The 15,007-nt window shown below is 69.3% G+C and carries 17 protein-coding genes and 2 tRNA genes; 15 read left to right on the forward strand and 4 right to left on the reverse strand.

Features of this window, described 5'->3' with window-relative positions; translation table 11 throughout:
- Positions 1 to 1,721: 1,721 nt before the first annotated feature.
- Entirely contained in the window at positions 1,722 to 2,270 is a 549-nt protein-coding gene (locus ACFWBD_RS07070; RefSeq protein ID WP_385663798.1) for a UTRA domain-containing protein, read from the reverse strand.
- Positions 2,271 to 2,284: 14 nt separating this feature from the next.
- Entirely contained in the window at positions 2,285 to 3,061 is a 777-nt protein-coding gene (locus tag ACFWBD_RS07075) for a GntR family transcriptional regulator (protein ID WP_385663801.1), read from the reverse strand.
- A gap of 634 nt (positions 3,062 to 3,695) precedes the next feature.
- Here ACFWBD_RS07075 and ACFWBD_RS07080 point away from each other — a divergent pair.
- The 14 genes from ACFWBD_RS07080 (at position 3,696) to ACFWBD_RS07145 (ending at position 13,804) form a co-directional block, all read left to right on the forward strand.
- Positions 3,696 to 3,947, forward strand: a complete 252-nt coding sequence (locus ACFWBD_RS07080) for a DUF6284 family protein (protein ID WP_385663805.1) — start codon at positions 3,696 to 3,698, stop codon at positions 3,945 to 3,947.
- Positions 3,947 to 4,234, forward strand: a complete 288-nt coding sequence (locus tag ACFWBD_RS07085; protein ID WP_385663808.1) for a DUF6303 family protein — start codon at positions 3,947 to 3,949, stop codon at positions 4,232 to 4,234. Before ACFWBD_RS07080 ends, ACFWBD_RS07085 begins: the two co-directional genes overlap by 1 nt.
- Positions 4,231 to 5,205 carry a DUF2637 domain-containing protein gene (locus ACFWBD_RS07090; RefSeq protein WP_385663811.1) on the forward strand — a complete coding sequence of 325 codons (975 nt, stop codon included), beginning with the start codon at positions 4,231 to 4,233 and terminating at the stop codon, positions 5,203 to 5,205. The genes ACFWBD_RS07085 and ACFWBD_RS07090 overlap by 4 nt, the downstream gene beginning before the upstream one ends.
- Positions 5,205 to 5,546: an RRQRL motif-containing zinc-binding protein gene (locus ACFWBD_RS07095; RefSeq protein ID WP_385664177.1), complete on the forward strand. Its 342-nt coding sequence runs from the start codon at positions 5,205 to 5,207 to the stop codon at positions 5,544 to 5,546. The genes ACFWBD_RS07090 and ACFWBD_RS07095 overlap by 1 nt, the downstream gene beginning before the upstream one ends.
- Before the next feature lie 49 nt (positions 5,547 to 5,595).
- Positions 5,596 to 6,090: a hypothetical protein gene (locus ACFWBD_RS07100; RefSeq protein ID WP_385663814.1), complete on the forward strand. Its 495-nt coding sequence runs from the start codon at positions 5,596 to 5,598 to the stop codon at positions 6,088 to 6,090.
- Between the two features lie 17 nt (positions 6,091 to 6,107).
- Complete coding sequence (traA, locus tag ACFWBD_RS07105) at positions 6,108 to 6,674, forward strand: plasmid transfer protein TraA (RefSeq protein ID WP_385663817.1); 567 nt, start codon at positions 6,108 to 6,110, stop codon at positions 6,672 to 6,674.
- 67 nt (positions 6,675 to 6,741) lie between these two features.
- A complete protein-coding gene (traB, locus tag ACFWBD_RS07110; protein WP_385664180.1) occupies positions 6,742 to 8,748 on the forward strand; it encodes a plasmid transfer protein TraB in 2,007 nt (668 codons plus the stop codon).
- A gap of 180 nt (positions 8,749 to 8,928) precedes the next feature.
- Positions 8,929 to 9,237: a hypothetical protein gene (locus tag ACFWBD_RS07115; RefSeq protein WP_385663819.1), complete on the forward strand. Its 309-nt coding sequence runs from the start codon at positions 8,929 to 8,931 to the stop codon at positions 9,235 to 9,237.
- Positions 9,238 to 9,253: 16 nt separating this feature from the next.
- Entirely contained in the window at positions 9,254 to 9,583 is a 330-nt protein-coding gene (locus ACFWBD_RS07120; RefSeq protein ID WP_385663822.1) for a hypothetical protein, read from the forward strand.
- A gap of 89 nt (positions 9,584 to 9,672) precedes the next feature.
- Positions 9,673 to 10,578: a bifunctional DNA primase/polymerase gene (locus tag ACFWBD_RS07125; RefSeq protein ID WP_385663825.1), complete on the forward strand. Its 906-nt coding sequence runs from the start codon at positions 9,673 to 9,675 to the stop codon at positions 10,576 to 10,578.
- Positions 10,575 to 11,009, forward strand: coding sequence for a hypothetical protein (locus tag ACFWBD_RS07130; RefSeq protein WP_385663828.1), 435 nt, complete (start codon positions 10,575 to 10,577; stop codon positions 11,007 to 11,009). The genes ACFWBD_RS07125 and ACFWBD_RS07130 overlap by 4 nt, the downstream gene beginning before the upstream one ends.
- Positions 11,006 to 12,154, forward strand: a complete 1,149-nt coding sequence (locus ACFWBD_RS07135) for a DUF3631 domain-containing protein (RefSeq protein WP_385663830.1) — start codon at positions 11,006 to 11,008, stop codon at positions 12,152 to 12,154. The genes ACFWBD_RS07130 and ACFWBD_RS07135 overlap by 4 nt, the downstream gene beginning before the upstream one ends.
- 172 nt (positions 12,155 to 12,326) lie before the next feature.
- A complete protein-coding gene (locus ACFWBD_RS07140; protein ID WP_385663832.1) occupies positions 12,327 to 12,524 on the forward strand; it encodes a helix-turn-helix domain-containing protein in 198 nt (65 codons plus the stop codon).
- Positions 12,524 to 13,804 (forward strand): tyrosine-type recombinase/integrase, encoded by a 1,281-nt coding sequence (locus ACFWBD_RS07145; protein ID WP_385663835.1) that lies wholly within the window; start codon positions 12,524 to 12,526, stop codon positions 13,802 to 13,804. Before ACFWBD_RS07140 ends, ACFWBD_RS07145 begins: the two co-directional genes overlap by 1 nt.
- An 80-nt stretch (positions 13,805 to 13,884) precedes the next feature.
- Here the strand turns inward: ACFWBD_RS07145 and ACFWBD_RS07150 are convergent.
- Positions 13,885 to 13,957, reverse strand: a tRNA-Arg gene (locus tag ACFWBD_RS07150).
- Between the two features lie 195 nt (positions 13,958 to 14,152).
- Positions 14,153 to 14,243 (reverse strand) — tRNA-Ser (locus ACFWBD_RS07155).
- Between the two features lie 157 nt (positions 14,244 to 14,400).
- On the opposite strand from ACFWBD_RS07155, the gene ACFWBD_RS07160 reads away from it, so the two are divergent.
- Positions 14,401 to 14,952 (forward strand): SSI family serine proteinase inhibitor, encoded by a 552-nt coding sequence (locus tag ACFWBD_RS07160; protein ID WP_385663838.1) that lies wholly within the window; start codon positions 14,401 to 14,403, stop codon positions 14,950 to 14,952.
- Positions 14,953 to 15,007 lie beyond the last annotated feature (55 nt).

The raw sequence follows: 15,007 nt of genomic DNA on the forward strand, positions 1-15,007 counted from the left end.
GACGTTCGACTCGCACACCACCCCCGATCACGGTGCCCTGTACCGCAGGCTCCGAGCTTGCCGCGCCGGGCGGGAAAAGGTATTTCCCCACTGTCAGATCACGGACCGCAGGCAGATTATCCGTCCTCGCGTTGCGTTGAGGCAGGCCCTGGGACCTTGCTTTCGTCATGTCCCGCTAACGCCACTCCCCCTCCTCCAGATGCGCAGCAAATGAGTGACCCTGCCGTTGTGAAATACGAGGAGAGCGTTTCTTAATTAATTCTACGTATCTCATTCCGCACTTTATGGGCCGAGCAGGTTTTCTTCTCGAGTCCTCCCTCGAACGGCGACCGACCGCTCTCGGGCGCGTCGAGCCATTCGGCCCGGAGGCCGATCGGACCCGGACGGAGATCTGGGCGCCGGGCGCGTCGCGCACCTCGACCACGTAGGGCTCCTCGGCGACGAAGGTGAGGCAGTCCGTGCGGCCCTCGCTCGGCCAGTTGCCGGCGAGGCGGCGTCGGCCCCACCGGCTTCCGTATCGGCTTCCTCGACCGCGTCCTGGAGCGCCGCCCGGTCGTCGAGGTCGTCTGCGTGGAAGCCGATCCGCACGGCGGCGTTCACGAAGCCGCCGCGGATGAGGATCTCGGCGTCGCAGCAGCCGTGCCGCGGAGCCGGGGACCGGTGACTGACATCAGCCGTTGCCGTACTTCACTGCCGTACGTCCCGGAAACGCCAAAGGCCCCGGATCTCTCCGGGGCCTTTGGTCTGGGTGCACTCGGCAGGATTCGAACCTGCAACCTTCTGATCCGTAGGCGCGTTCACCCCGGACGCGTCGTGCGTCGACCAGCCATTCAGCGCCGCCAATTCTCAGGGCTGGACCGATTCCGGTCCACCGCCGTGCGCCGGTGTACGTGGCTGTTGATGTCAGGTGTTGATGTCAGGACGTCGTCCGGTCTTCGCTGGTCAAGCACCGTTGGCCCATGTGCCAGCTCTACGGTTCGCCGGCCGCTCCACCGCCGGACGGCCCGCCACGTCCCATCCGTTGCACCAGCGGGACAACGGCGGCGACGACGCCGGCCGAGGTTCCGATAGGGGCCGCAAGGCTCGGGAAAGCCAGCACGAGGGCCACTACGCCAAGCCCGATTGCAGCGACTCCGACCCCGACGAGCCGCCACCGACGGACCGAACGGATGCGTACGGGAGGGCTCCCTTCGTCGGCGGCGGATACCTCGGAGTGCGACGCCTGAGGCTTCGTGGGTACCGTCATGGCTAGACCTTTCTCACGCTAGGGACAAGGTCGGGGCGGCTCCCGTGCCAGCGGGGGCCGCTTTTTTGCGACCACGCCACCCGTCAGCGGCAATAGTGACAGCGCCGTAGCCAGCCGCCAATCTGTTCATCCACAGCCCCTGTGGAAAACCTGTGCATTACTGTGCGTAAACCCTCATTTCCTGTGGGCGGACCGGTGGACAAGGCAGTGGATTAACCACAGGGCGATCCACAGCATGGGCACTGACCTGCATGTTTGAGTTACCCACACTGTGCAGAATAAAAAGTTGCCAAGTCGGACCAAATCACTCCAAGTGAAAGCGGAAGATTTGATTCCGAGCTTATTTCTATTCGCGTAGATACCCTGAATAGGGGTAGCGATCGGCGTGAGATAGCGATGGACAGTGACGTCGGCGGGACCCGCAGGAACGCCGATGGCCCGCACCTTTGGTGCGGGCCATCGATACGCGCGCGGTTCAGCTGATCGGCGGGCTGTAACGCAGAACCCAACCGGGGCTGGGACGGTGGACGGTGACCTCAACGGCGCGACCGGTCTTCGTGTAACCGGTGTGCGTGATCTGAAGCAGGTTGCTGCCGACCTCGACGCCGAACGCCTCTGCCTCAACCGAGGTCGCCGGGTACAGCGTGATCTCCTCGATCGCTTCGGTCTGCTCGAATCCCGCGTCGCGCATCCGGCTGATGATGCCGCCGAGGCCCGGGTCCGGGTTCTCGATGCTCGCGGCCTCTGCCACGTCCACAGGGACGTACGAGTCGGCAAGCTGCACCAGACGGTCACCGTCGTACATGTGCCTGGCCCGGATCACGGTCTGGTCAGTGCTCGCGATGCCAAGCAATTCGGCGACGTGAGGGAGTGCCGTGTCGCGACGGATAGCGGTCTCCACACGGGGATTTCCACCGAGGCGCTTGATCTCGGTCTCGAAGGCCCCACGGCTTTCGCCGGCCTCGCGACGCGCCGTGCGGTAGCGCTCCGTGGCGTCGCGGACGATGGCGGTGTTGCTGCTCACTTCGGTCTTTCCTCTCAGACGGCGGGCTGGTCGATAGGCCACTCATAGCTGAGCGACCAAAGGGTGATGGGCATGACGTGGACGCAGACTTCCACGGCCCTGCCGGTCTCGGTCAGGCCGACATGGGTGATCTCGTAGACGAGCCTGTCGGCTGAAACGCCAAGCGACTCGGCTTCCTCTTTGCTCGGAGGCCGCACATCCACGGACTCCCGGATACGGGTCTGCTGGTACCCGAGCTCAGCAAGACGAGACTTGCTTCCGCCGTCCCCGGTGTCCTGCTGTTCGAGTTGCGTATCAAAGGCCACGTCGCCAGGGAAGTACGAAGTTGCCACCTGCACAACGGTGGCATCGGCACGCATGACCCGTGCCCTGACGACAGCTTTCGCGGCGTGATGGATGCCCAGGATCTGAGCAACTCGCTTCGGCGGTCGCTCCCGGCTGATCACGGTTGATGCGCTCGACGTCATCCCGAGCCGAGCGATCTCAGCCGCGAACGCGCCCCGCGCGCCGGCCTCTTCTCGGGCCGACTTGATGTAGCGCCCCGTTCCGTCCCGGTGGATCTTCCCGAGGATCGGAGACACGAAGGTGCCCTCACCCCGGCGGGAAATGATCAGCCCTTCGTCTTCCAGCACCCGGTACACGTCGCGGACGGTCTGGTAGGCGACACCTTCGGATTCCTGGAGCTCCCGGACCTTCGGCAGTGCAGAACCCGGGGGGTACGCCCCCTCTCGAATCTTCGTCCGAAGCTCAGCGGCGAGCCGCTGAACCTTCGGAACCTTGGTCTCCTCCATGCCTGACTCCCTCGATGTGTGACTCACGCGCCCCCAGTCTTACAGAACTAGTCCTAGAAGGATAGCCGGGATCACTTCGGGGCCGATCGGGCGCCCCACAGAGCCTCTGAACTAGTTCTATTGACGCCCGCCCCGGAGCGTGCCTTAATCGTCACAGCGCACCGCAGAACTAGTTCAGCGAAGTGCTAGGAGAGGCCCTCTTTGGGTTGCTCCAGGGCAGGGCAGCGCCCGGAGGAAAGCCCCGCACTGCGGGGGGTGAGTACGAAGTGAGCGCGCATTGATTGAGAACTCAACAGAGTGCCGACCCAGCCGCCTGAACACAGGCGGTCGATGGGTGCGGGTCACCATCCCGACCGCCCACGTCGGGCCGGGTGACCTGCCCAGATGCGCCCCTCGGGGCTCTACCTGGCATCGCTTGATCTGACTGCGCAGAACCTTTGCGGGCCGTTCGTGCCCGCGCTGAGCACCAGTGCTCGCGGCCCCAGCATCAGCGCCATACACGGCGCTCCGTGCCGGGTGACCGTGGCCGCTCGTGCCGTACGACAGACCACACCTCATAACGGCGCGCACCCCCGGAGCTGGAACTCCGGGGGTGCTGTTCGGGCCGTCCACCCTTGGAGAGGAACACGACCCTATGAACCACATCGTGACTGTTCAGGAAGCTGTTACCGCGTTCGCCGACTGGATGGAGCCGACGGACTCCGAGTTGGACGCGATTGAGGCTGAGATGCCGCGGATCCTCGCGGACGTCGAGGCGCTGGACGTACAGATCGCCCTGCTGGACCAGGCGCCCACCGAGCTGGACCAGCGGCGCGCCCGCCGCGACCGGCGCCGGGCGCTGTCCGCGCGGGCCGTGCTCGCCAACCGCTCTGGTGCGGTGGCGTGATGGCGCGGGAACTGCGGGCGCAACTGTCCGCGAGTTCGGGCGGTTGGCGGCTGTACGTGGTGGTGCGCGGTTCGCTCGATGGGTGGCCCGAGTACAGCTTTGGTCCCGGTGGGCGGGTGCCGACGTTCACGGAGCGGGCGCAGGCGCTCACGGCGCTGGGGTTCGTTCAGGCGCCGGCGGCTGAGTGGGAGTGGACGGAGTTCAGCAGGGACCCCGCCGACCCCGCCTCGCCGGTGTGGCTGCTCGCCTCCGTGCTGGTGCGTTCACGGCAGGAGGCTGCCGCGTGAACGGTGTTCAGATCCGTTCAGCGGAGCGCGCGCTGAACGTGGGGACGTGGCTGATCGTGTCCGGCGCCATGCTGTACTCGATCCTCACCGTCACCCCCCTCATGTCGGCCCACACCCCCGTCAAGTGGGGGTGGACGGCGCCGATCCTGCCGCTCGTCGTGGACGCTGCGGTGGTCATCGTGGTCCGTCTCGACTCCGTCCTTGCCCGCCTCGGTGGGCACGGCGGCCGGTGGCCGATCGTGTTGCGGTGGATGACCGGCTGCATGACCCTCGCGCTCAACACGGCCGACTCCGCCTTGCAGAAAGACCTTGTCGGAGTGGCGGTCCACTCGGTGGCGCCGTTGCTGCTGATCGTCACCGCGGAGACCGGGCTCGCCTACCGTCGCGCCATCACCGCCGCCGTCACGGCGCTGGAGGCGCGGCAGCGGGCCGAACGCGAGGCAGCCCAGCAGGCCGCCCGCGAACGCGCCGAAGTATCCCGGCTGGAGGCGCGCGAGGAGCGCGAGCACGCCGCGATGCTGGCGCGTGAACAGCGTGAACACGAAGCCCGATTGGCCGCGGAAGCGGCGGAGCGGGAGGAGCGCCGGCGTCGGGAGGAGCGGGAGGAGCAGGCTGCCCGGGAGGCTGCCGAACGTGAGGGGCGTGAACGCCGTGAACGCGAGCGTGAACAGCGCGAGCGGAACCGTGAACACGCTGAACGCGAGGCGGCCGAACGGGTAGCGAGGGATGCCCGGGAGCGTGCGGAAGCCGCCCGCCGTGAGCACGCCGCGCTGCTGGACGGCCCGCCCGTGAACATCAAGCTGCCCGAGGACCACGCCCGGCGGATCGTCGCCGCCGCGGTCGCCGAGGGCGTGTCCGTGCGACGCGCCGCGGACCTGTGCGGCTGGTCGGTCGGCTGGGTCTCCGCCCGCTACGCCGAGTACCGCGACCCCGGTGACGGTGGCGCGCAACTCGCGATCGTGAGCCGGTGATGGCCGCCTTACCGGTCTACACCTGGCGCCTGGCGCCGGACGGTTTGGCCACCCGCCGCCAGCTGCGCGCAAAAGGGCTGCGGCCGGGTGGTCAGGACGTGGTCGCGCAGATCGAGCGGCCCCGCTACCGGCGTCCGCCACTCGTTGCCTACCTCTACCGCGTCGACGACGCGAAGCCTGTACGTCCCATGACGCCGGCCAAGCAGGCCGCATTGGACAAGGCGAACACGGCCCGCCGCACGTGTCCTGAGTGCCTCCGGGATGCCGGCTACGTCATCCCGGCCCAGCTCGGCATGTGCGTGCCGTGCGCCTACCCCGACGACCAGGCCGCCGCGGCCTGACTCGCCTGCACAGCACCCCTCAACCACTCTCCGACCTAGGAGCTTCGCTGTGTCCAGTCGTACCCGTGCCCGCGCCCCCAAGGGGGCCGTTCACACCGTTTCGATCCCGCGTCAGCGCGGGCGCCGCGGCGCGCAGCCGTTCGTGATCGTCGTCCCCGAGACGCCCTCGCTGACCCGCGAGGCACTCGGCTTCCTGGGCCGCGCGCTGTGGAAGGGCCGGCGCGCGCTCGCCCCGACCGCGCTCGCCCTGCTCGCGTTCGCCGTCGTTGGCCTGCTGCACGTCATGGCCTGGTGGTCGTCCCTGGTCCTCGCGCCGCTCGCCGCGGCTCCGCTGGTGTGGCTGGCGGTCATGCAGGTTCGCCGGCCCGGCCGCGGCACGGTCGTGCTCTGGCGCGCCGGTCTGGCCCTGCTCGCCACCCTCGCCCTGACGTGGGCAGCGTTCGCGGCCGGGTTCGGGCCGCTCGCCGGCCCGCTGGAGCTGGTCTGGCTCCTGATGTGGATCGCCGCACAGACCACGTGGCTCATCGTCCGCCGCTCCCACTGACCTGAGGAGATCGCCAGATGGCAGACAGCTCTTCCGCCCACCGGCGGGCGCAGACCAGCAGCCGGCCGCGCAGCACCAATGACGGCAAGGGCCACAAGTTCGCCAACGCCGGCGCCGCCGCCGGCGGGTTCGTCGGCGCGCTGGGCGGCTCGTTCGTCCCGCCGATCAACGTCACCGTCAACAACAGCCGACAGACCGCCCGCCAGGGTGGGGGCGGCCGGCCGCACTCCGAGTCGCTGCTTCCCTCGCCTGAGTTCGGGTCGCCGGCGCAGGTGCGGCAGTACTGCAACACCCTGCGCGCCGCCGCCGTGACCCTCTCGATCGAGGTGGCCATGGGCGCCGAAATCATGAAAGGCGTCCTGGCCGCGGTCCCGGACCCCCAGGGCCGCACCTTCGGATCCCGTGTTCGGGCCGCGAAGGTGGCGCGCAAGATGCAGCGCTCCGCCGACGCCCTGCGCGATGCGGCGAAGAATGCCGCGGCTTGCTACTCGACTTTTCAGCAGGAGTTCGAGGAGGAGATCAACCGCGTCCGTCACCGTGCCCGCAAGCCGCAGCAGCCGGTCATGAACTGGCACCAGCAGTAAGAGAGGCAGCCACATGACCAGGAACAACCGCCGCAACGTCACCGATCTTCTGAACGACGGGCAGGCCATGACCGCCTACAGCCTGCCCGATAGCTCGTCGGGCGGGGGCGTGGGCGCGTATCTGCTGCACCGGGCCAAGCCCCACCTTCCCCCGTGGATCGGCCTCGCCGGCACCGGTATCGCCGGCGCGCTGGGGAACTGGCGGTGGGAGGGCAGCGCCGGCGCCGGCGTCGGCCTCACCCTCGCCTCCGTCGCCCTCACCGGCGCCACCTGGTGGGCGGGAAAGTCGACCAGCCAACAGCGCCGGCTGCACTCCGCCGTCACCGTCGCCGCCGGATCCGCCTGGGTCACCGCCGCCTGCCTCGCCGGCCCCACCGCCGGCGCCATCGACGACATGTTCCTAATGGGCGGGCCGGTCGTGGCGCTGTCCTGGAACGTGCGCATGATGCTGCGCCACAACCCCGAGGGCGCCGCGAACGGGAGCTCTGACGGTGGCCTGCTGGAGAAGGTGGGTCTGGCCCGGGCGCAGATCGGCGCGGCGAAGGTGGAGCCGAACCGGGTCACCGCGCCGCTCGCCGTCGTGGCCGGTGAGCAGACCAACGACGACGTCACCAAGGCACTGGCCCGGATCGCGTCCGCGCTGGACCTGCCGACATCCGCCGTCCGCTACACCCCCGACGCCGGATCCTCCCGCCGCGGCGAGCTGGTCATCGTCCCCGAAGACATGCTCGCGGACGTGGTCGAGTGGGAAGGGCCGTCGAACCTCGGGGGTTCGATCGCCGACCCGCTGGTCATCGGCCGCTACGACGACGGCGCCCCCCTCGTGCTCTGGCTGCCCGGCGACCCCGACGCCGAGCGCAACTCCACCCACGTCCTGGTCGCCGGCGGCACCGGGTCGGGCAAGGGCGACACGGCCCTGAACCTGCTGACCGAGGTTCTCTCGCGGCGGGACGTCATCGTGTGGTTCTCCGACCCGAAAGCCTTCCAGGACTTCGCCCCCCTCCGCACCGGCCTGGACTGGGCAGCCGAGGGCGGAACGGACACCGAGGTCATGGTGGAGGCGGTCAAGGCCGTCATCCCCGCCCGGACCCGCTGGCTGGGCGCCCACGGCTACCGCCAGTGGGTACCGGCCGCCGCGCAGCAGCAGAACGATCCCGCACACTCGTGCCAGAGCGGGAGGGCGTGCGGGTGCGCAGGGATGCCGTTCTTGGTCGCGTGGTTCGAGGAGGCCGCCAACACTCTGCGCGCCCTCGGGGACGACGCGTTCACCGGGATCGCGCAGGAAGCCCGATCGGCGGGTATCTCGCTGATCGTGTCGCTTCAGCGGCCCTCCTACGACCAGATGTCCACGTCCACCCGTGCCTCGCTGCCGTCTGTGATCGCACTCGGCTGCGACCCGCGCGACGAAGGGTTCTGCCTCCCCGACACCGTGCTGGACGCCGGCGCCCACCCCGGAGCATGGGGCAACCGGCGCCCCGGATACTGCTACACCGTCTCCCCAGGCATCCCCGAGGACCGCTACCCCTCCCCGGGCCGCACCCGCCGCTTCACCCTGCGCGCCGTGCCCGTCATGCAGCAGCTCGCAGCCTGGGTGCAGCACAACGGCGCGAGCGCCGACCCGATCACCGCCGGCGCCGCCGCCAGTGTGGCCGGACAGGCATACGCCGGCCGCCCGACCGCGCAGCCGGCTGCGCTGCGGGCCGTCCATGAGGAGGACGACATGACCGAGTACGGCGGCGGACTCCTGGTCGACCCCGAGGACGCCGGCATCGACCCGGACGCCGAACTCCCCGACACCGAGGACGGCGACGACGCGCCGATCTTCGGGCAGGAGCAGGGGCGCAAGCCGTCCCCGGACGAGGCGCGGGAGCTGTTCGCGCGAGCGCTGGCGGAGTTCGAGGCGGCCGGACGGATGGTCGTCGGGCCGGTCGACTTCACCGACTGGTGCGACCGCAACAACCTGTCCCGCTCCTGGGTGTCCCTCCGGTTGAAGGAAGCCGCGACGGACGGCCGTTTGGAGGCGACGAACACCACCGGCCGGTGGCGCATCGTGCCCGCCCTCGCCGCGGCCTAACACCCCTAACGGCCGTAACACCGTTACGGGCCCCTAACACCCAAACCCCTAGGCAGACCCGGTGTTACGCGCCCTCACACCGGCCCGTAACACCCCCTGACACACGCGCCTAACACCCACCCGCACGGGCCCGCGCCACCTCCTGGTGCGGGCCCGTCGCACACCCCGAGGGGAGCACCGATGAACCAGTCCAACCCGCCCGGCAGCCTCGCCCCCCACATCCCCGCCGACGCCTACCGCCGCGCGCAGGCCACCGGGCAACCGGTCGTGATCGTCGTCCACACCACCGACCACAGCGGCCGCCCGTTGGGCGCCTACCTCTACCCGCTCGCCGTCGCCGGCGCCGCCGCGGTCGGCATCTTCGCCACCGTCGCCGCCCTGATCGCCCTGCTCGACTTCGCCGTCCACACTGCCGTCGCCATCGGCGCCGCCACCGGCCCGATCGGCGTGGGCGGGATCAGCCTCAAGCTCTTCGGCTCCAAGCGCTGACAGGAGACCACCACCCATGAACCAGCCCCACACCGCTCACGCGCCGTTCCCGACTCCGGAGCAGGCGTACGCGGACGCCCCCAGCATCTTCGACGAGATCGGATGGACGGCCCGCACTCTCGCCGCCCGGGAGTGCTTCACCGCACTGGACAGGGAGTTCTACCTGCGCAAGGCGGCCCTGCTCGACCGTATCGCCCTGCTCAGCGAACCCGACAACCCCGGTGAGACCACCGAAACCGCCGTCGCGGCGGCCCTGTACCTGCTCGACCTGGACCAGCCGGCCGTGACCTGCGACCCGCGGGCCTACGTCCGCCGGCAGTACCTCTACTGGGCCAGGAACAACTAGCTACGCCAAGGGCGGCCCCCTACGTCTCGCCAAAGTCGCGGGGCCGCCCTTGCTCACCAGCACCCTTCACAGGACTGGAGACAACCAGCATGACCCATGACGCCCGTTCCGCGCTGCTGCGCGCAGCGTTAGACGCCGCCGAACGCGGATGGCACGTCTTTCCCCTGCGCCCCGGCACCAAGCGGCCCGCCCTGCACGGCGAGCAGTCCTGTCCCAGCAACGGCCCCTGCTCGACCAGGCACCAGAAGTGGGAGGAGCGCGCCACCACCGACCCGGACCGCATCCGCGCCACCTGGTCCCACGGCCCGTTCAACGTCGGCATCGCCACCGGCCCCTCCGGGCTCCTGGTTGTCGACCTGGACGTGCCGAAGGACAACGGCAGTTCGGACGCGCCTGACGGCGCGGCAATCTTCGGGGCGCTCTGCGAGCGCGCCGGCCATGCCGTCCCCGACACCTACCGGACCCGGACCGCGAGCGGCGGAACCCACCTGTACTTCACCGCCCCGACCGGCGTCCGGCTGGCCAACACGGCCGGGACTGTGGGTGAGTTGGTCGACACTCGGGCATGGGGCGGATACGTCGTCGCCGCCGGATCCGTCACCCCCACCGGACCCTACGAAGCGCTGTGCGGCCCTGAGGCGACTCCACTGCCCGGATGGCTCCAAGTCATCCTGCAACCAGCCCCCAGGGCGGCTCAGACCCCTTCAATGGCCTTACCGGGGCAGTCCACTCGGTATGCGGATGTAGCGCTCGCTGCCGAGACGCGGAACGTCGCCGCGGCCCAACCGGGGGCGCGGGAGTCGACGCTGTTCCGTGCGGCGCGCGCACTCGGGCGGTTCGTCGCGTGGGGCGACCTCCCCCGGCACGCGGTTGAGCAGGCTCTTCAGGAGGCGGGGGAGGCGGCCGGCCTCACCGTCGCCGAGTGCCGCTCGACCCTGCGCAGCGCCCTCAACTGGTCCATCACCCGCAACCAGCGCAGGGGGAAGGCGGCATGAGCGCCCATCCTCGCCCCTCCCTGAAGAGCATCACCGGCACACCGGACGGCCCGGACGCCGCACGATGGACCGCACCCCGGACGGGCGTAGGCGAACCCAAAGACGCCCCCCGCAAGGGCGTCATCACTGCTCTTTGTCCCGACCGCTCCCCGGCACCCGAAGCGGACCCCGGACCCAGCACCGACCCCACACCGGACCAGCCCGGCATTCGCATCTACGCGCCGCCGATCTACCGCGACCACAACGACGGCGCCCGCTGGTCCAAGCGCTACGGCGACTTCCCCAACGCCGCCTACGCCTGCGCTTGCGGCAAGACCGGCACGGCCGCCGGACCGCGACGCGTGGCCGCCCTGATCGACGAGTACACCGCCCACAAGACCACCTGCGCGGGAGCTCCCGCCGGACTGCCCGAAGGGAGGGCCGCCGCATGACCGAGATCATCGACGGGGCCGCGCTACTGGACGAGGTGGAAGCCTTCCACCGCCGCTTCAACGTCTTCCCCACCGAAGCCGCCTACGTCGCCGTCACACTGTGGGACGCGCACGCCCACCTGCTCGACGCGTTCGACTCCACCCCCCGACTCGCGTTCCTCTCCCCGGAACCCGGATCGGGGAAGTCGCGGGCGCTGGAAGTCGTCGAAACCCTCGTGCCGCGCTCCATGGCGGCCGTGGACGCCTCCGCCGCCGCCCTCTTTCGGTCCGTGTCCGGGGTCGACGGCGGCCGACCGACGATCCTCTTCGACGAGATCGACACGATCTTCGGACCCAAGGCAGGCGAGAACGAACAGCTCCGGGGGTTCATCAACGCCGGACACACCCGCGGCCGGCCGATGTACCGATGCGTCGGAGACGGAGCCAACCAGCAGGTACAGGGCTTCCCCTCGTTCTGCGCCCTCGCCGTCGCCGGCCTCGGCTACCTGCCCGACACGATCATGACGCGGTCCGTCATCGTCCGCATGCGCCGCCGGGCCCGGAATGAGCGGGTGGAGCAGTTCCGCACCCGCATCCACGTCCGCGAGGGCAATGAGATCCGTGACCGGCTCGCCAAGTGGGCGGAAGCGGTTCAGGAGAAGGTCACCGACGCCTTTCCCGAGTTGCCCGAAGGGGTCACCGACCGGCCCGCTGACGTGTGGGAACCGCTCATCGCCATTGCCGACGCGGCCGGCGGGGACTGGCCGGACCGCGCGCGGAAGGCCTGCACGACGATGGTCAAGGCCTCGCAGGCCAACGACAAAGGCAGCATCGGAATCCGCCTGCTTACCGATCTGCGCGACCACGTGCTGAGCGGCATCGACCGCCTGCCCACCGTCGCCATCCTCGACCGGCTCAACGCCCTCGACGACGCCCCCTGGGCCGACATGGGCGGCAAGCCGCTCGACTCCCGCCGCCTCTCACGGATGCTCTCCGAGTACGTCACCACCGACGGCGACCCCGTCGCTTCCCGCAACATCAAAACCGGCGGGAGCGTCCTCAAGGGCTACTACGCCACCGATCTCTACGACGCCTGGCAGCGCTACTGCCCCCCGCCCCCGGAAAGTCCGCTACTTCCGCTACCGGACACAGCACACGTGGGCTGACCAGCAGAAACCCGGTAGCGGGCCGCACCCCGCGGCCCGCTACCCCGCGCTACGCCATCCGCTACCGCTACCCCCATCCGCTACCCCCAGCAGGCCTCTGACCTGCAAGGAAGCGGAGGTAGCGCAGGTAGCGGACTTCCAAAGGCCCCCGAAAGCCCGGAGGAGCCCCCGCATGACCACCGCCATGCCCCCGAGCCACGAAGCGCTCAAGGTGCCCGAGGTCATGTCCGCCCTGCGCCTCAGCCGCAGCAAGGTCTACGACCTCATTCGCTCGAAACAGCTCGAAAGCTTCACGGTCGGACGCGCCCGCCGCGTCCCGGTCGACGCCGTATGCCGGTTCATGCGCAACCGCATTGAGGAGAACGACTGATGGCCCAGCGTGCCAACGGTGAAGGAACGATCAGCAAGCGCACGGACGGCCGGTATCACGCCGCCGCCTACGTCTACCGTCCCGACGGAACCCGCACCCGGAAGTTCGTCTACGGCAAGACCCGCAAAGAAGTGGCCGAGAAGCTAACAGAGTTGCTGGAGAAGACCCGACAGGGAATCCCCGCCGCAGAGTCCACCATGGCGTTCGGCGACTACCTGACCTACTGGCTCGCCACCATCGCGCCGGCACGGCTCAAGCCGTCCACGCTGAACAGTTACGAGGGTTTGACCCGCCTGTACATCCGCCCCGCCCTCGGCAAGAAGCGGTTGAACCGGCTGTCGCCGGCGGACGTGCGCTGGTTCCTGGCGGAGTTCAAGGACGCCTGCCTCTGCTGCCTGCGCGGTGCGGACCAGGAGCGTCCCGAGGGCAAGCGTTCGTGCTGCGCCGTGGGCCGCTGCTGCAAGCGTCGCCCATCGGCCCGGACCGTCCAGTACATCCATGCCGTGCTCCGGTCCTCGCTCCAACAGGCGATCCGGGAAGAGCTGATCGCGCGGAACGTCGCACGGATCGTGGAGACCCCCACCGTCGCCCGCAAGGAGGTGCGTCCGCTGGACGCTGCCGAGACCCGCCTGATGCTCAAAACCGCCCGGTCCCACCGCCTCTACGCTCTGTGGCTGCTGCTCGTGTCGACAGGCCTGCGCCGCGGCGAAGCGCTCGCCCTCACGTGGGCGGACGTCGACCTCACGAATGGTCAGCTCCGCGTCCGCCGGAACGTGCAACGCATCCGGCGTGAGCTGATCTTCGGCAGCCCCAAAACGATGCGTTCCATTCGGACGGTGTCCCTCCCGAAGCACTGCATGCGGGCACTCACACAGCACCGAACTCAGCAGGAGCGCGAACGCGCCGTCGCGGGGAAGAAGTGGCAGCCTGCCCCCGGGCACCCGGACGGGCTGATCTTCACGACGACGACTGGCCGCGTCACGGACCCCCGCAGCCTGAATCGGATGCTGACCATCCTGTGCCGTGACGCCGGCGTGCGACGTGTGCGCGTGCACGACCTCCGACACACGTGCGCCTCACTCCTGCTCGCGCAGGGCGTGGACGCCCGCACGATCATGGAGACTCTCGGGCACAGCACGATCACGATGACGCTCGACACCTACGCGCACGTCATGAGCACGACGCTCAAGGCTGCCGCCGATCGGATGGATGACGCCCTCGGACTGGACGAGTCGGAGGAGGAATCAGACGACGAGCAGGAGCCGCTCACCGAGGAGTGATCGACACTTCTGGCCGCGTTGATGTCAGCCGTTGATGTCAAAGGCCCCCCGGAATGATCCCGGGGGGCCTTTGACATGGGTGCACTCGGCAGGATTCGAACCTGCAACCTTCTGATCCGTAGTCAGATGCTCTATCCGTTAAGCTACGAGTGCTTGTTATTCGGTTTTCGTGTCTTCGCTCCCGGCCCTTGCGGCCCGCTCGCGGCGACAGGAAGAACATTACATGACTGCCGCCGACATGTGAAATCCGTTTGCCATACCGCTTGTGAGCTGCGGAAACGCCTCTCTGGAGGCTCCTTGGGAAACACCGAAGCCCCGGTCGGGTGGACCGGGGCTTCGGTGATCGCGCGGAGGCGGAGGGATTTGAACCCTCGATGGGATTGAAGTCCCAAACCGCATTAGCAGTGCGGCGCCATAGACCGGACTAGGCGACGCCTCCAGCACAACCACTCGCGTGTGTGCGAGTGGTGCGTGCAGATGATGACACAGTCGAGCGGCGTGTCACCAATCGGCGTCCACGGTACTAGGCAGGTGGGCCGCAGGGCAAAGCGGTTGCCGGGGCGCAACGTCGTCGGGGGCGTGGCGTTAGTCCTGTCATGTTCCAGGTCACCCCGCTCCGACGGTTCGCCGTCGCCGCTTCCGCCGCCGCCTGTGCCGTCGTGGTCGCCTCGTCCGCCACCGGGCCGGTCACCGCGTACGCCGCCGGGACGGCCGAGGCCGTCACCGCCGTCGCCGGTGTCACCCCGCTCGTCCCACTCACCCCACTCACCCCACTTTCGCCTCCGCCCGTCCGGGAGGAGGACCGGGTCTCCGGCGATCACCTCACGGTCACCGTCCGGCACACGGGCGGGCGGGCGGACGGGACGTTCGATCTGTACTGCCACCCCGGAGGCGGCAGTCACCCGGACGTGGGAAGCGCCTGTCGCGCCGTGGACCGCGTCACCCGGTGGGGCAGGGACGCCTTCGCGCCCGCGCCGGACGGCGGCGTCTGCACCATGCGGTACGGCGGACCGGCCACCGCCCACATCACGGGCCGCTGGGCCGGGCGCCCGGTCGACGCCACGTACGACCGCAGCAACGGCTGCCAGATGGAGCGGTGGGACCAACTCGTGCCGCTGCTGCCCGACCTGCGCCCGGCCGCCCGCTGACGTGTGCCGGAGCGCCGCGGCCGGTGTCCGATGGCGACGCCCGACGACTCCCGAC

It is taken from the genome of Streptomyces sp. NPDC060002 (assembly GCF_042737245.1).
Lineage (GTDB): Bacteria > Actinomycetota > Actinomycetes > Streptomycetales > Streptomycetaceae > Streptomyces.

Excerpts from the sequence above, each read along its gene's own strand:
- ACFWBD_RS07075 (WP_385663801.1), bottom strand. The coding sequence starts at position 3,061 with ATGGAGGAGACCAAGGTTCCGAAGGTTCAGCGGCTCGCCGCTGAGCTT.
- ACFWBD_RS07080 (WP_385663805.1), top strand. The coding sequence starts at position 3,696 with ATGAACCACATCGTGACTGTTCAGGAAGCTGTTACCGCGTTCGCCGAC.
- ACFWBD_RS07085 (WP_385663808.1), top strand. The coding sequence starts at position 3,947 with ATGGCGCGGGAACTGCGGGCGCAACTGTCCGCGAGTTCGGGCGGTTGG.
- ACFWBD_RS07095 (WP_385664177.1), top strand. The coding sequence starts at position 5,205 with ATGGCCGCCTTACCGGTCTACACCTGGCGCCTGGCGCCGGACGGTTTG.
- traA (WP_385663817.1), top strand. The coding sequence starts at position 6,108 with ATGGCAGACAGCTCTTCCGCCCACCGGCGGGCGCAGACCAGCAGCCGG.
- traB (WP_385664180.1), top strand. The coding sequence starts at position 6,742 with ATGACCGCCTACAGCCTGCCCGATAGCTCGTCGGGCGGGGGCGTGGGC.
- ACFWBD_RS07115 (WP_385663819.1), top strand. The coding sequence starts at position 8,929 with ATGAACCAGTCCAACCCGCCCGGCAGCCTCGCCCCCCACATCCCCGCC.
- ACFWBD_RS07120 (WP_385663822.1), top strand. The coding sequence starts at position 9,254 with ATGAACCAGCCCCACACCGCTCACGCGCCGTTCCCGACTCCGGAGCAG.
- ACFWBD_RS07125 (WP_385663825.1), top strand. The coding sequence starts at position 9,673 with ATGACCCATGACGCCCGTTCCGCGCTGCTGCGCGCAGCGTTAGACGCC.
- ACFWBD_RS07130 (WP_385663828.1), top strand. The coding sequence starts at position 10,575 with ATGAGCGCCCATCCTCGCCCCTCCCTGAAGAGCATCACCGGCACACCG.
- ACFWBD_RS07135 (WP_385663830.1), top strand. The coding sequence starts at position 11,006 with ATGACCGAGATCATCGACGGGGCCGCGCTACTGGACGAGGTGGAAGCC.
- ACFWBD_RS07140 (WP_385663832.1), top strand. The coding sequence starts at position 12,327 with ATGACCACCGCCATGCCCCCGAGCCACGAAGCGCTCAAGGTGCCCGAG.
- ACFWBD_RS07145 (WP_385663835.1), top strand. The coding sequence starts at position 12,524 with ATGGCCCAGCGTGCCAACGGTGAAGGAACGATCAGCAAGCGCACGGAC.
- ACFWBD_RS07160 (WP_385663838.1), top strand. The coding sequence starts at position 14,401 with ATGTTCCAGGTCACCCCGCTCCGACGGTTCGCCGTCGCCGCTTCCGCC.